This window comes from Methanoculleus horonobensis, assembly GCF_001602375.1.
GTDB classification, from domain to species: Archaea; Halobacteriota; Methanomicrobia; order Methanomicrobiales; family Methanoculleaceae; genus Methanoculleus; species Methanoculleus horonobensis.
In genome coordinates, this window is the sequence record NZ_BCNY01000015.1 from 58,555 (window position 1) to 73,028 (window position 14,474).

At 59.0% G+C, this 14,474-nt stretch carries 10 protein-coding genes and 1 tRNA gene; 4 read left to right on the forward strand and 7 right to left on the reverse strand.

What is annotated here, in order from left to right; translation table 11 throughout:
- The first annotated feature begins 275 nt into the window (after window positions 1–275).
- Together MCUHO_RS07955 and MCUHO_RS07960 are read left to right on the forward strand one after the other, a co-directional pair.
- Window positions 276–1,502: an MFS transporter gene (locus MCUHO_RS07955; protein WP_067076456.1), complete on the forward strand. Its 1,227-nt coding sequence runs from the start codon at window positions 276–278 to the stop codon at window positions 1,500–1,502.
- A 277-nt stretch (window positions 1,503–1,779) separates the two neighbouring features.
- A complete protein-coding gene (locus MCUHO_RS07960) occupies window positions 1,780–3,204 on the forward strand; it encodes an alpha/beta hydrolase family protein (RefSeq protein ID WP_067076461.1) in 1,425 nt (474 codons plus the stop codon).
- Here MCUHO_RS07960 and MCUHO_RS07965 read toward each other — a convergent pair.
- Complete coding sequence (locus MCUHO_RS07965) at window positions 3,165–3,617, reverse strand: HEPN domain-containing protein (protein ID WP_011844948.1); 453 nt, start codon at window positions 3,615–3,617, stop codon at window positions 3,165–3,167. The genes MCUHO_RS07960 and MCUHO_RS07965 overlap by 40 nt on opposite strands.
- Before the next feature lie 3 nt (window positions 3,618–3,620).
- The gene (locus MCUHO_RS07970; protein WP_067076465.1) at window positions 3,621–4,238 is read right to left on the reverse strand and encodes a nucleotidyltransferase domain-containing protein; all 618 of its coding nucleotides are present in this window, start codon (window positions 4,236–4,238) and stop codon (window positions 3,621–3,623) included.
- Window positions 4,239–4,448: 210 nt separating this feature from the next.
- On the opposite strand from MCUHO_RS07970, the gene MCUHO_RS07975 reads away from it, so the two are divergent.
- Together MCUHO_RS07975 and MCUHO_RS12625 are read left to right on the forward strand one after the other, a co-directional pair.
- The gene (locus MCUHO_RS07975) at window positions 4,449–5,729 is read left to right on the forward strand and encodes a Fic family protein (RefSeq protein WP_011844950.1); all 1,281 of its coding nucleotides are present in this window, start codon (window positions 4,449–4,451) and stop codon (window positions 5,727–5,729) included.
- Window positions 5,730–5,943: 214 nt separating this feature from the next.
- Window positions 5,944–7,293, forward strand: coding sequence for a hypothetical protein (locus MCUHO_RS12625; RefSeq protein WP_153020021.1), 1,350 nt, complete (start codon window positions 5,944–5,946; stop codon window positions 7,291–7,293).
- 100 nt (window positions 7,294–7,393) lie between these two features.
- Here the strand turns inward: MCUHO_RS12625 and MCUHO_RS07980 are convergent.
- The 5 genes from MCUHO_RS07980 to MCUHO_RS08000 form a co-directional block, all read right to left on the reverse strand.
- Window positions 7,394–7,476 (reverse strand) — tRNA-Leu (locus tag MCUHO_RS07980).
- A gap of 101 nt (window positions 7,477–7,577) precedes the next feature.
- Window positions 7,578–11,435 (reverse strand): DNA-directed DNA polymerase II large subunit, encoded by a 3,858-nt coding sequence (locus MCUHO_RS07985; protein WP_067076469.1) that lies wholly within the window; start codon window positions 11,433–11,435, stop codon window positions 7,578–7,580.
- An 87-nt stretch (window positions 11,436–11,522) separates the two neighbouring features.
- On the reverse strand, window positions 11,523–12,116 hold the full coding sequence (locus MCUHO_RS07990) for a CheB methylesterase domain-containing protein (RefSeq protein ID WP_067076472.1): 594 nt from the start codon (window positions 12,114–12,116) through the stop codon (window positions 11,523–11,525).
- 12 nt (window positions 12,117–12,128) lie between these two features.
- Window positions 12,129–12,515: a response regulator gene (locus MCUHO_RS07995; RefSeq protein ID WP_067076477.1), complete on the reverse strand. Its 387-nt coding sequence runs from the start codon at window positions 12,513–12,515 to the stop codon at window positions 12,129–12,131.
- Between the two features lie 76 nt (window positions 12,516–12,591).
- Complete coding sequence (locus MCUHO_RS08000; RefSeq protein ID WP_067076480.1) at window positions 12,592–14,457, reverse strand: PAS domain-containing sensor histidine kinase; 1,866 nt, start codon at window positions 14,455–14,457, stop codon at window positions 12,592–12,594.
- Window positions 14,458–14,474: the final 17 nt, after the last annotated feature.

Consider the following 14,474-nt stretch of genomic DNA (forward strand, 5'->3'; position numbering starts at 1 on the left):
CGGACGTTGATGGAATAATCTTTTCATACGCAGTTTCTTACCGCTCTAATCCTGTCAAACCGGATTACGATGCGCTCTCCCCACCTCCGCCACGGGGATCTTCGCGGATTCCGCGGGGGATCGCCAACCGCAAGCCGACGGGATTGCATACACTCCGCTCTCACCCCTGCTCATCCGGTCTCGAGTGGAACAACGACGAATCATCGATCACGGCAATCTGCTACTGTATTCAGGTGCACTTCCTTCATGTCGCATTACGGACAACTGAATAAGGCATGGTTACACCGTTCAGACCAACGAGATGGACGCTGCTTTTCCTCCTGCTTGCAGCCATGATGGTTCTCATGGGAGGAGCTGCAGTCGCGCCGGCTCTACCGTTGATCAGCGAAGCATTTCCCGATGAACCAGAAGCCACGATCTCCATGATCATTACACTTCCCGCGCTTGCGATAGCCCTCACCGGCTTTTTCGTCGGAGAACTCTCGGACAGGATCGGTAAAATACCGGTCCTTGCCGTCTCTGTTGCTATCTTCTCCATCGCGGGATGCTCCGGATATTTCCTCACCTCCTTACCCGCAATACTGGCCGGGAGGTTCATCCTCGGGATCGGCATCGCCGGGATCATCTGCACGACGTCCGCCCTGATCGTCTGTTATTACGATGGGATCTCCCGCACCAGGGTGCTCGGATACCAGGCGGCCGCAATGGGCATGGGAGTGGTGGTCCTCGAGACCAGCGGCGGTTATCTCGCAGGGATATCCTGGCGTGCGGCGTTTCTCATCTATCTGGTCGGTGTCGTCATTCTCGCGGGCGTTCTCCTGACGATGAGGGAACCCGCTCGCGTGAACGTCGAGAAGACGGCGGGAGCACCCGAAGAGACCTTCCCGGCCTCCCTCCTCCTCCCTGCATATGCAACCGTGTTCCTCGGGAACCTGCTCTTCTTTCTGGTGCCCACGAAGTTCCCGTACCTGATTGCGAATCTGGATGCAGCGCGGATCCTGGGCGAAAACTTCGCGCTTACCGCCGGGATATTCCTCGGAGCCATGGGCTGCGCCTCCTCGCTCGTGGGACTCGTTTACGGGAGAGTTGCCTGGAGGTTCCACCGGTATACCCTGCTCACCCTCTGCTTTGCCTTCTTCGGAACCGGTCTGTGCGGCCTCGGGTTTGCCACGTCGCTTCCCGCCGTCGGGGTCTCCGTGATCCTCGTCGGTCTGGCCCAGGGCATCCTGATGCCGACGATCCTGAGCTGGATCGCCGCGATCACGCCGAAACCGTTCATCGGCAGGGCAAGCGGCGGGTTCTCGGTGACCATGAACCTCGGCCTGTTCGTCTCCACGCTTGCCATGGTGCCGGTCATCGCGGTTGTCGCGACCTACGGCAACCTCTTCCTGGCGTTCGGATCTGCGGCGTTTGCGCTCGCTCTGCCGTATCTTTTCTCGATGGTGAAACGGCAGTTTGCCCCGCCGGGGGTTGCCGTCGACGTGAAGCCCGGGGCGGAGTGAAACCTTTTTTTGCGGGGTTCTGTAGTTCAGGTTGTGCTAAAAACCGGGTCCGGTTGAGTACGAGAGCGTTGTCATCACCCTCCGCCGGGCGCACCTCTGCGATCACGGGGAGGGCGTCCCGAACCCCCCCCTGCATCGCCGCCCGGCTCATCATACCACCGGCGCATGGCGGGGCCGGACAGTTATGCAACCTTTTTTTAATAGGCGACGTATCGAGAGTCCGCACGAACATCGCAACCATTATCTCCCCTGTTACGTGATCCTTTTACGATCCACCGTGAAACCCGGCAGAACCCTGATAACCACGATCACCCTTTTCATCGCAATCCTCTCCGTCGTCTTCGCGGGCTGCAGCGCGACGGGCGAGCAGTCGCCAGTATCGCCTCCCGCCACGCCGGTTGCCGCACAGGCCTCCGACTGCCCGGCGCTCGTGTTTACGGATCGGGAGTTTGCGTTCGAACTCCAGCGGACACTCGGCGCCTCGTATTCGGGAGAGGCCGATATCGGCGAGTGCCTTGCCACTGCGTCCAGGATCAGGGAAGGGGACTTCGAGAGCTGGTATGGCGAGTGGAAAGCGACCGCAGACAACTTCAGGGCGGCGGGCGACGAGAGTCTCGCCGCCGGGCACAGGGTCACCGCGATGGAGGCATACTACCGGGCCGCGACGTATTACCGGACGGCCGAGTTCTTCCTGCACGGCAACGCCACCGATCCCCGCATCGTGGAGACGTGGGGGATGAGCCGGGAAACGTTCCGCAACGCGCTCGCGCTCGACGCCGTCCCCTACGAGATCGTCGCCGTCCCGTACGAGAATACCACGCTGTCGGGCTACTTCTATGCGGTCGACGACTCCGGCAGACCCCGGCCGCTGCTCATCGTCCAGACCGGCTTCGACGGCTGCCAGGAGGAACTCCACCCGTACGCGATGGAGGGGATCCGGCGCGGATACAACGTCCTGACGTTCGAGGGGCCGGGCCAGGGCGAAGTGATACGGGTTCAGCAGATCCCGTTCCGCCACGACTGGGAGAAGGTGATCGGGCCCGTCGTGGACTACGCGGTGAGCCGGCCCGACGTCGACGAAGGTCGGATTGCGCTCTGGGGGATCTCGCTCGGGGGCTACCTCGCTCCCCGCGGTGCCGCATACGAGCCCCGGATCGCGGCGCTGGTCGCGGACGGGGGCACCTACGATGTCGGACAGACGCTCCTCGCGAACCTGGAGGCCGGCGGGGCAGGGAACCTGACGGAAGACGAACTCCGGGAGTGGCTGCAGACGGATCCGGTCGAGTTCAACGACGCCATCCGCGACGTCATGGCCCACGATACCGGCACCCGATGGCTGAACGAGAACGGGATGTTCGTCTTTGATGTCGGGTCGCCGGCGGAGTTCTGGGCGAAGTGGATGGAATTTTCGCTCGCCGGGGTTGCCGAAGAGATACGCTGCCCCACGCTGGTCTGTGCCGGTGCGGCCGACCACTTCGACCCGGACGGGGTGCAGGCGAAGGCGCTCTACGACCACCTCACCTGCGAGCGGGAACTTATGGTCTTCTCCGACGACTACGGTGCCGGGTCGCACTGCCAGCTCGGGGCGTTCGCGCAATCGTTCGGCGCCAAGTTCGACTGGCTCGACGATAGGATGGGGATGGCGGGGACTTCTCCCGGCGATCACGGGGAAGGCGTCTCGAACCCCTCTCCTGCAAGATAACCGGAGACTATCTCGAAGATCTCCCCGGCATCGTGCACGGTTCCGTTTGCGGAGGCTTCACCGTACGTCAGACCATAGTCGGCGGCCTCCCGTGCGGTCTTCGCCCTCCGGAGGTCGGAGACAACTGCAGCAGGGAGCACACCTTTTTCGACGAATAGCTCTTCGATGGCGGCTATAAGGCACTCGTGGCTTTTCTCGACGTAACCGGCGCTAAAGAGCAGCGATTTGCAGGTGTGGAACATAGAATAGTATGCCTTGATGATCGTCCACTTGAAGTCCGAGTCACAGAAAGAGTTCTTCGCCGAATCGAGATCTCGTTTCGCTTCGACTAACTCCTTCTCGACCATCGCCCTGCTTGCGGGGCGTTTGACCACACCCCGGCGGTTCACGCAGTCCTGAAACCTGTATGACATTCTTCACCCGCTTAGAACAATCCCCTGTCGGATACTATCGAAGAATGGGGCATCCCCAGTCTTTAATCGATAGGTTTCGTCCGGGGTATGGACGACCGGGGAGAGTTCCCGCGAGAGAGCGGCCCGGTGCCGTTCCAGCACCTCCCGGACGGGTTCTTTTTCGGCGGTCTCGATATAGAGGTCGATATCGCTCGAAGACGTATCCTCCCCTCGTGCACAACTGCCGTAGAGGACGACGCTCGTCGTCACGTCCTGCAGGTCGCGGACGAGGGGCTGCAGTTCCAGGAGTGTGAACCAGATCTTCATCTGCCGGAGGAGAACGCTCTCCATCCTCGCCTGGTAAAAGGCGAGGTTTCCCACGTCATCACGGGTGACCAGACCCATCGCCTCCAGGTCTTTGAGGTTTCTGCTGACGAGCGAGACGTCGCGCCCCACCATCCGCGAGAGATCCCGGACGTGAAACTGTTTCGTGTATTCCCTTCCGAGGACGACGAGGAGGATCAGCGACGACTTCCGGAGGAGCGAGCCGTAATCGTCCAGGAAGTCCCAGGGGTGGAGGTCCCCGGCCGGGGTGGGCTCCGGGGTCTTGTTGTGCGGGGGTTGCCGGGTGGGGTTATCCATTTGTTGAGTTACATTCAACACATGTTGATCCCTTGTCATCATTTGTTGAGTATATGTCAACTGAGATACATAAAGGCATCTGTGGGGAATTGTCATCTGCACAGGCGTACCCGAGCAACCTCTCTATCCCCTCATCTACAACATCTATCAATTTGTTACATTTTGATAGATAATGATAATAAGGATCGAAGCAATAGATGAAATTAAACCATGAAACCCCCTCGCACTCCCGAATACTCTCCGGCAGATGTAAAGAAGGCCTGGGAGCATGCGGATACCAGAGATGTGATCGACGCGGTCTTCAACTACAACAAACGGTACCTGCACTGGGAGGAACTCAAATGGCGCGATCTCCCGGTAGACCCCCTTTACGTCTGGATACTGATGAAGGCCTTCAGAGAGAGGGATATGAAATATGTCTCGTTCGACGATCTTCGGCTGAAATATAACCTTCTTGATGATTTTCTCGAAAACCTTCATTTTCTCGACAGATCGGCAGCGGAGATCATCTCATCGGGCCTCGATTCGCGGCCCCAGGATCGGAACCGGTTCATCACCAACTCCCTGATGGAAGAGGCGATTGCATCGAGCCAGATTGAAGGAGCCGCAGTCACGAGGACGATTGCAAAAAAGATGCTCCGTGAACAGAGGAAGCCCGCCACGAAAGACGAGAGGATGATCCTGAATAACTACATCACGATGAAGAGGATCACGCAGGTAAAAGACGAAGATCTGACCCCGGAGTTGATCTTAGAGATCCACAAGACCATCACCCGGGATACGCTCGAAGATCCGAACGACGAAGGGAGATTCAGGGACAACAACGAGATCAGGGTCTTTGATATGCGGGGCAATGTCCTGCACACGCCTCCCGATTTCGCGTTGATCGAAGGACTCATCGAGGAACTCTGCGCCTTTGCAAACAACGACGACGGGCAGTTCATCCATCCGGTGATCAAAGGCATCATCCTGCACTTCCTGATAGGATACATACATCCGTTCAATGACGGAAATGGTCGGACTGCACGGAGTATCTTTTACTGGTATATGCTGCGGAAGGACTACTGGCTGTTCGAATATATGGCGGTATCGAGAGCGATAAAAGACGCGGAGGGGCAGTACAAACTCGCATACCTCTACACCGAGAGCGACGAAAACGACCTCACGTATTTCATCCGCTACAATCTCGCGGCAGTAAAGACCGCGGTCGACAATATCCGGAAGTACATCGAGAAGAAGCAGGGAGAGAGCAAACAGACGTTGACCATTCTTCAAAAGAACGAGGGGCTGAGCCTTCGCCAGGCAGAGATCATCAAATCCCTTATCAAACATCCGGATAAGCCGATCACGATCAAGGAGATCGTCGAGACATACCGTGTGGCCTATGGAACGGCAAGAAGCGATCTCTTCCGACTCGAAGAGTTGGGATACCTGGCGAAGCGGAAGTCGGGCAAGGAGTATATCTTCATATTCAGGGGTTTGAAGGAGTGAACTCCTGCAATTGCATGTATCAGCAGTCGAAGAAGTCGTTCTTGTGTGATTCATGGATTTAGAGCACGATTACTGGAAGTAATCATGAAAAACGCTATATGCAGGTGATAACTGCAGAATGTGTAATAAATTATTTAGAATAGTTATACTCTCGGAAGTTTGACTTTGCTAGTTATAGCAACGTATTTATTCGAGTACTAGATATTTTGAACACATGGACTATGTAAAAATATCTTTAATTTGCAGCCTGCTATTCATTTTCATAATTGTAAATGTCTCTGCTGTACCCGCGATAAAATATAATCGTAACTCGATACCCACGCTAGAATTTGGTAATTCTCCTTTGATCGAAAAAATTGAATGGGGATATACAATGGAAAGGGAGGATTACCAATTTCCAATATCTAATTTAGATACCCCTGACATCTCTGTTGATTTTGTTCTGCTTGGACGCGCACATTCTAAAAACCCACCATCCATGATAAGTACTACTACGCTCGCTCGCAATGAGAAAACTGGTGAATGGGAAGTTGTTGGGAAGTCCACCCCCGATATGATTAAAGCTGCATCAAGTAAAGCTGCATCAAGCAACTCATCTGGAACATATTTAGCGGGTATAGATGAATATCTGGATCCTCCAATTGCCCAGAGAATATATTTTGAAGTGAATTACTCAATAACAAATCCTGATATCTCGCATTTTTCTCCACTTATTTTTGAATTAGGTCAATGGCCCAAGAATGTGGGAAATAAAAGAATTGACGATATAATTAATGTACCTATATCAGACCCCACTGTGGTTTATGGTAACGATAAAGCACTAATAATTTCTGAAACTTCGAATTGGTTTAACTATATTTTTAAAAACATCAATGGTTCCTACTATCTATACGTTGAAAAACCAATAAATGAGCCTGAGAAGGGTAAATTAAAATTATCCTTGTTTCCTGCGCTTATCACCTTCCACGTTAGGATTGACGAAGTCGATATTGGAAATCTAAGAGATTCCCTTAGTTTTAAACCGACATTGGCAGTTAACATATCAAACAAGGGAGTTAATCAACTAAAATTTACATATCCATCCAAAAATAGTGCGATTACAGACAACATTGGTTTGGATGCTAATGGTCAGATAGTTTTCGCTAAATATGTGTACCCTGAAGGGAATAAGATCTGGTATCCCTTTGATAATTATGTAGCAAAAATTGATGTGTATCCTCCTTTATTGGTCAAGGAAGAGCAAAACGTTGAAATGCCATACGGATCTGATCTCATCGGGAGTGTCCAGATAGAGAATGATGAAATATACATTAAATTGACCAGACCCCCAGGCGTACTAATTATATATTTTGGGCTCTTACTCATTAGTCTCGTCCCAATGGCCTTAGCCATTTATTTAAAAGATTTTTCTTTCTTATTCGGTCTTGGAGTTCTTCTTCAAGTAATAGGGATATATATAACGTCCAATCGCGGCTATGTGAATAGTATTGGCTCTCTTATATCATTAATTGTAATCATCGTTACATTTTGGATTATCCTTAACCGAAATTCTTTCATAAACTAATCCTTACTGCCAAACAAATTTTAACTGTTTTACCGCAACAATGTCTTGTAGCGCCCCTATTTCAGTCATCCTTGGCGCTATTAAATGAAATACCAAAAAATGCGAGTGGCAGGATTCGAACCTGCGAACTCCTTCGAGAATCGATCTTGAGTCGATCACCTTTGGCCGCTCGGTAACACTCGCGCCTGTACCTCTTGAACCTCAAAAGTAATGAGCTTGATGGCGGGCGGCCCCGGCGGGCGGAGACGCGATCCCGGCACGCCCTCCGGCGCCCTCCGGCCCCTCTACATGAAATCCGCGAGCCCCAGTTGCTTCTCCGGGGGCTCGCCGAAGGTCGACTCGATCTGCATGAAGAGCACCTCCACCCGCTGCTTCGTGTAGTCCGATATCGCGTAGGTCGCACAGATGTTGCGCGACATCTCCAGGTACTTCTTCACCGAGCCCTCGTGGACGGTCGGGATGACGTTGCCGCCGCAGCGGGTGCACTTCCCCGCGAGCGGCATCCGCCGGTACTTCGCGTTGCACTTCATGCACCGGACTTTCTGTTTGGAGAACGCGTTCAGGTTGCCCTGGAGGTCGCGGATGAAGTGGGTGTTCAAGACCCGTTCGGCAACATCGTCCTCGTCAACCGCCCGGATCCTCTTCGCGAGATCGAGCTCCGCCTCGAGTTTGTCGAGCATCGACCCGAGCCTCGTGTAGGTGGACTCGAGCGGCCCCGCCGAGATGTTCGATGTCTGGTGGGTGAAAGAGAACCCCTCACACTGCGCCGGGGTCCCGAGCCGCCGCTCCACCCGGTCGACGAACGCATCGAGGTCTTTGGGGTGGGCGTAGGCGAGACAGCCGTTGTAGACCTCGATCGGGTAGTGGTCGCAGACGTCGACGTTGTGGCTCTCCTTGTCGACCTCCGCCGGGTCGATCCGGGTCGTCAGGACGAGCGGTGCGTCCATCGTCCCGCCCCGGGTCTCGGGGAGGTAGGCACGGGAGAAGTTGATCAGGCCGTCGAGGAGGAGCATCACGCAGTCCTCGTCGCCGTCGCACTGCCCGCAGAAGATCCCGTTCGCGACGAGGGTGTGGTTCTCGGCAACCGTCAGGCAGTAGACCCGGTCGTCGAGCGCCTGCACCGTCTCGCGGGAGACGACCTCGTCCGCCACGACGAGCCCGCCCTCCTCCACCGGGACGCGGTCGCCGACCGCGACCTCGAGCGCCTTGACCTTCCGGAGATAATCCGTGTCCCAGACCAGCATCGCGTGGTCGGGCGTCACCGTGAGGATCTTCCCCCGGCCTGTTACGAACCGGACGAGGTGCGCCGGGGCGCGGTGGACGGAGACGGACGTCACCTTTTTGACGCTAGTCTTCCCCTGCGAATCGATGCTCCTGACGTAGAACGGCTGCTTCGGATCGGAGTAGAACGTTCCCACGTGGTCAAGCCCCGGCTTCGAGAGATCGAAGCTCTCCGTCACGAACTGCCGGATCGGCATCGTCGTCCACCCCCGGCCGTCGGAGACGGTGATCTCCGTATCGCCTGCGAAACAGTTCCGCCGTTTCGCCGCGTGGAAGAACGGGTGGCCGTAGCCGACCGGGGCCTTCGAGAACCCGATCAACCGGACGAGAACCCCGGCGCTCGTGTGCGGGGCAAGCCCCATCAGGAGGTGGCCGACCAGGTCGAGCGGCTTCTCCGCCTTATAGAACGGTTCGAGCCCGTACAGCCGCACCAGGAGATCGTCGACGAACTTCGCCACCCGGACGAGCCACTCGCCGCAGTCCTGCGAGACCAGGATGTCCTGGTGGCGAAGTTCCAGCACCTGGTCGTCCGAGACGAGTTCCCGGCCGTAGGTGTCGTGGGTGTAGCCGAGCTCCCGGAGCCGCTCGATCGGGACACCGACCTCGTCCGGCCGGAAATGGGTCAGGGGAAGGTCGATCATATCGTAGCGGACGGTGCCGTCCTTGAAGACATAAAGGTTCTGCAACGCCCGGAGGATCCCCTTCTCGATCGGCTCCACCGGCCGCTCGCGCGAGATCAGCCCTTTCACGCCCTTTAAGAGCGCGACCGAGGACTCGCGCACCCCGAGGCTCTCCATCGCCGCCAGATACTCCGCCTTCACGTTGATCGTGACCTTCTGGAGGCAGACCGTCGGCATGTTGCACCGGGGGCAGATGGCCTGGCCGACGTCCTTGCCGCACTTCGGGCACCGGAAGACCGGGTTCGTGTGCGCCCCGCACTCACAGAGGTTCTTGTAGGTGAAGGCGCCGCAGGCGGGGCACTGCCGCTCCCCGACCTCCGCCTCGATCACCCCCCCGTCGGTGTTCGACCGGGGCTTCGAGGAGCAGGCCGCCTGGAACGACCGGCGGGCGCCGCCGTCGTCGCCGATCGGAAAGAGGGAGTGAGGCGGCGGGCGCATCTCCCGCGGCTTCGACTTCCCCGGCCGCCCCATCCGGCCGCCGATCCGGGTTCCCGCCCGCGAGCGCACCGTAAAGCCCGAGAGGTGCATCACCAGATCGAGCGAGTTCTCCATCGGCGCGTCCTGCCACGCCGGCCGCTTCGTCAGTTGCAGCGTCAGCCCGAGGCAGGCGAGGAAGACCAGGTGCTCGCGGATCGCCAGCCGGTCACCCGAGAGGTGGTGGGGCACCAGGATCTCCTCGAGGACCGCCTTCGTCTCGGGGGTGTTTCGGATCATCAGCACCCCGTCCTCGATCGTCCCGCCGGCGCTGACCGCTTCCGCGAGGCGGGCTATATCGGCCGGGGCGACGTCGTCCCACATGTAGGTGTGGTCGGGATGGAGCGGAGCCCCGTCGAGCGCGAACTCGATCGCTTCGAGTTCGTTCTCCGGGTGGCGGGGGCCGCCCTCGAGCATCCACCACTCCTCGCAGTAGGCCGGGGGCATCAGCGGGTGGTTGTTCTCCATGAACTCCCCAAAACTGACCAGCATCTCGCCGACGTCCAGGATCTCGTCCACCTGCCCCGCGAGCCGCCGGGCCTCCGCCGCGTCGTCCACCCGGCACACCTCCCCGCTCCGGAGTTTGACCGTCGGCCCCTGGATCGAGTCGACCGGCACGACCCCCGCAGCCTTCCCCGGCCGCTCGACCTTCATCTGCGTCCCGACCGCGAGGAAGTCACCGAGGATGTGCAGCGTCGCCGGGTTGAAGCCTGCGGCCGCAAACCCGGTGTTCCGCGCCCGGCCGAGGCGCAGCCGGAACCCGCCCTTCCGCATCGGGTAGGAAAAGACCGGCCGGCCGCCGATCAGGTCGCGGATGTACTTGTCTTTCGGCTTGATCGCAGCGCTCGCATCGTCGTCGTCGCTCTTCGGGCCGCCGCTGATCATCTCCTCGATCCAGTCCCAGCCCTCCATCTTCATCTTGCGGACGTTTTTTAAGACTTTCGGGGCCTTCAGCGCCAACCCTTCCGCGACGACGAGCGCCATCCCGCCCCGGACGGTGTTCGTCTCCACCCGCTCCAGGTTCCGGTAGCCGCTCACCTCCTGCTGCTCCGTCGGCTCGCCGTCGATGCAGACCGGGCAGTTCTCGATGATCGTCCGGAGTTCCTTCTCGCTCGGGAGATACTGGAGGCTCATGATGTTGTTGTACTGCCGGATCTCCTCGATGTAGCGCTCCACCTCCTCCGGGCGGGGAATGTAGCGGTTGATCCCGAGCGCCTGGCGCACGTAGTCGCCCACCAGCACCGAGAGTGCCTGCGCCGTCCCGCCCGCGCTCCGGATGGGGCCCGCGTAGTAGATCTTCAGGTACTCCGTCCCGTCGTCGTTCTTCCCGAGACTGACCTTCCCGATCCCCTCCGTCGGGGCGGCAACCACGCCCTCCGTCAGGAGCGCCATCGCTCCCCTGATGGCGTGGTCGAGGATCTCCTCCGGCGTGGTCTCGCCGAACTTCCGGGCCACGAAATCGTCGCCGATCTTGAGCGCCGCCTCTTCGCGGGACATCTCCGCCTCGAGCTCCCGTATCCGGGCCGCGATCCCTTTGTAGCCGAGGAGCGCTTCGACACGGTCGGCGAGGTCGCTTGCCACCGGGATCTCGATCTCCGTTCTCGGATCGAGCCCCCGGGTGCGTGCGGCGGCGGCAAGCCGCATCGCAGCCTCGAGCCCTGCCCCGAGTTCGTCGAAGTACCGGGCGATAGCAGGCGAGACCTCCATGCATGAAGTATAGGCCCTTCACGCATTTAGAGCAGTCGTTCGGGCCTCCCGGCCCCGGTCCCGGCAGACTGCAAAAAAGGCTGAATATCAGAGGATTCCGGCGAACCTGATGAGATTCTCGCGGATTCCTTCCGGCGGAAGCATCTGATCCACCCGCCCGGTCGCGAACGCGGCGCGGGGCATGTAGTGGATGGCGCATGTCCGGAGAGCCTGCGCGAATGTGGCCCCTCCGATGGACTTGATGTGGCGGATCCCCTCGGCACCGTCGCTTCCCATCCCCGAGAGGATCACCCCGGCAAACCGGTCGCTGCCGCGCCGTTCAAGCGACATCATCGCGACGTCGATCGAGGGCCTGACGTACTGCACCTTCGCATCGTCGAAGAGGCTGATCGTCCGGTTTTCGACGAGTTTTAAGTGGACGTCGCTTGGAGCCACGTAGATCTTGCCGTGCTCGATCTCTTCGCCGTCCTCCGGAATCCTGACCTTCATGAAAGAGATCTCTTCGATATGGCGGCAAAGCGCGTTGTTCATGGTGTGCGGCATGTGCTGGACGAGGATGACGGCGGCATCGACAAGCGGGAACTGGGAGAAGACGACCTCCAGCGTCCGCGCCCCTCCGGTCGACGAACCGATGACGACGATCGTCCGCCCATCCCGGGGAAGAGATACGTGATAATCCATGCAATCTCCCCCTTACGGCAGGTAATTGAGGTACCCTTTCACGAGGGCCACGATCTCGTCCGCCTCAAACGGTTTCGTGATGTAATCGATGACGTGCTCCTTGAGGGAGTCCAGTTCTGCGTCCGGGACATCCTTTGCAGTGAGCATCGCGATGACGTTCCCCTCCATGAGATCGCCGTCGATCATCTCCTGGATCGTCTCCCATCCATCCTTTCGGGGCATCATGATGTCCATCAGGATGACGCCCCGGAACCCGTTCGCGAGTTCTGCGATACATGCATCGCCGCTCTCCGCGGCGACGACCCCGATCCCCTCCGGTTCGAGGAGTTCCTCCATCACCTCGAGGATGAAGACGTCGTCGTCGACGACCATTATCCGCCTGCTCGATTCCTCCGCCATCTGCTGCCTCCCCGGGACCCGCCGGGTTGTTAAATAAACACTCTCACCCGGAGCAGTATATAACCCTGCGGATTTCTCACGCCGCGTCTACCGCCTCGAGGGTGAATATGATCGTCGAACCCCTCCGCTCCCCGGCGCTCTCGGCCCAGATCCGCCCTCCGTGCCGCTCCACGATCCGCCGGCAGATCGTGAGGCCGAGGCCCGGTGAGTCGAGGTCGTGCCGGGAGGCGTCGGCCTTGTAGAACTCGGCAAACGCCTTTTCGAGCTGCTCGCGGGTCATGCCGATCCCGGTATCCCTGACCGAGACGACCACGACCTCCTGCTCGCGGGCGGCATCGATGGTGATCGTCCCCTTCTCACCCTCCAGGTACTTGACGGCGTTGGCGATCAGGTTGTTGAAGACCTCCCCGAGAAGAACCCGGTCGGCCCTGACGGTGGTTCCGGGGGGGATGTTGTTGTTGAGGGCGACGGCCTTCGTCTTGAAGAGAACGGCGTAGTTCCGGAGCGTGTTGTCGAGTTCCGTCTTCAGATCGAGGGGTTCGAGATCGAGCTCGATGTAGAGGGAGTTCATCCGGGCGAGCTGCAGGGTCTTCTGGACGAGTTCCTTCATGTAGGTGACGTTGTGACCGACGATCTCGAGGAGGCGCCGGAGATCCGGGTTCTGCTCCCGCTCTATGACCCTCGGCATGAGCGCGACCAGCGGGGTTAAGGGCGTCTTCAAGTCGTGCCCGAGCTGCGATATGAACTCGTCCTTCTGGGCGAGGAGTTTCTCCACGTCGGCGGTCCGCTCCCTGACCAGCGCATCGAGTTCCTGGTTGACGACGGAGAGCTGGCTCCGGAGCATCTCCAGTTCCCGGTTCTTCGCCTGGAGGTTCCCGGCAAACCCTTTGAGCGCCTCTTCCGCCTGCACCCGCTGGGTGATGTCGATCCCGAGCTGCAGCATCAGGGGCGCCCCGTCCGTATCGGTGAACGGGTAGGCGTGAACCTCGTAGGTCTTCCCGTTCGTATGATCCCACTCCCACTGCTGCGGGCTTCGGAGGGTGAAGACCATTCCCCCCTTGCAGGGGTTGCAGGGTCTCCGGGAGCCGCGCTGCACCTCGTAGCAGCGTCCTCCCTCCGGGTCGCCGAAGGTCTCCCGGAACGCCCTGTTGGCGAACCGGATGGTGTGATCCTCCCCCTGCAGGGTGACGTACGCAGGCAGGGTATCCAGGATCGAGAAGAGGCGGCGGCGTTCGGCGTTCAGGGCGGATTCCGCTTCCTTGTACCGGGTGATCTCCGAGACGCGGCAGGTGACGACGACGTCTTCGAGGCAGCGCCCCCAGAGGACGAGCCAGCGTATTCTGCCGTCCCTGCCGAGGAACCGCGTCTCGATGACTACGTTGCCCGCCCCCGGCTGCGCCTGCGCGAAGAACCGCTCGCGGTCGTCGGCATACGGCCAGATCTTCGATAGCGGCAGATTCTGGAGATCTCTCCTCGCGTAGCCGAGAAGTTCCGCGAAGTCCCGGTTCACGTCCACTATCGTTCCGTCCTCCCGGCTGAGAAGAAACGCGCCGCCGGGAGCCCGTTCCATGGTCTCCCGGTAGTGGATCAGTTCCCGGGTCGAGTAGCCCACGGTCGAGGCGAGCGACGCAAGGGCGACCATGGCGACGAAGGGGAGGAATATGCTCGGGTTGAGCGGGTAGGCGCGCCCTGCCGTGACACCGAGATAGGCGATCCCGAGCACGGTGGCGGCAACGATCCCTTTCTCGCGGTAGAGGTAGCCGACCGCGATTGCGGGGACGAAGAGAAGGGCCCAGAGGATGAGGTTGGTGCCGGGCGGCTCCACGAGAAGCGCGGCAAGGATTGCCGTCCCGAAAGCGCCGGCTACCAGGACTTTGCCGGGTTCACGGAGGTCGCCCTCCTGCAGGAACCGGAGGGGGCCCTCCGTCGTACGAGATGCCATCAGACCCTAGAGATCTG

What these genes read in the sequence shown, in the direction of transcription:
- MCUHO_RS07985 (WP_067076469.1), bottom strand. Translation starts at nt 11,435, where the DNA reads ATGGAGGTCTCGCCTGCTATCGCCCGGTACTTCGACGAACTCGGGGCA.
- MCUHO_RS07990 (WP_067076472.1), bottom strand. Translation starts at nt 12,116, where the DNA reads ATGGATTATCACGTATCTCTTCCCCGGGATGGGCGGACGATCGTCGTC.
- MCUHO_RS07995 (WP_067076477.1), bottom strand. Translation starts at nt 12,515, where the DNA reads ATGGCGGAGGAATCGAGCAGGCGGATAATGGTCGTCGACGACGACGTC.
- MCUHO_RS07970 (WP_067076465.1), bottom strand. Translation starts at nt 4,238, where the DNA reads ATGGATAACCCCACCCGGCAACCCCCGCACAACAAGACCCCGGAGCCC.
- MCUHO_RS07955 (WP_067076456.1), top strand. Translation starts at nt 276, where the DNA reads ATGGTTACACCGTTCAGACCAACGAGATGGACGCTGCTTTTCCTCCTG.
- MCUHO_RS07975 (WP_011844950.1), top strand. Translation starts at nt 4,449, where the DNA reads ATGAAACCCCCTCGCACTCCCGAATACTCTCCGGCAGATGTAAAGAAG.
- MCUHO_RS07965 (WP_011844948.1), bottom strand. Translation starts at nt 3,617, where the DNA reads ATGTCATACAGGTTTCAGGACTGCGTGAACCGCCGGGGTGTGGTCAAA.
- MCUHO_RS12625 (WP_153020021.1), top strand. Translation starts at nt 5,944, where the DNA reads ATGGACTATGTAAAAATATCTTTAATTTGCAGCCTGCTATTCATTTTC.
- MCUHO_RS08000 (WP_067076480.1), bottom strand. Translation starts at nt 14,457, where the DNA reads ATGGCATCTCGTACGACGGAGGGCCCCCTCCGGTTCCTGCAGGAGGGC.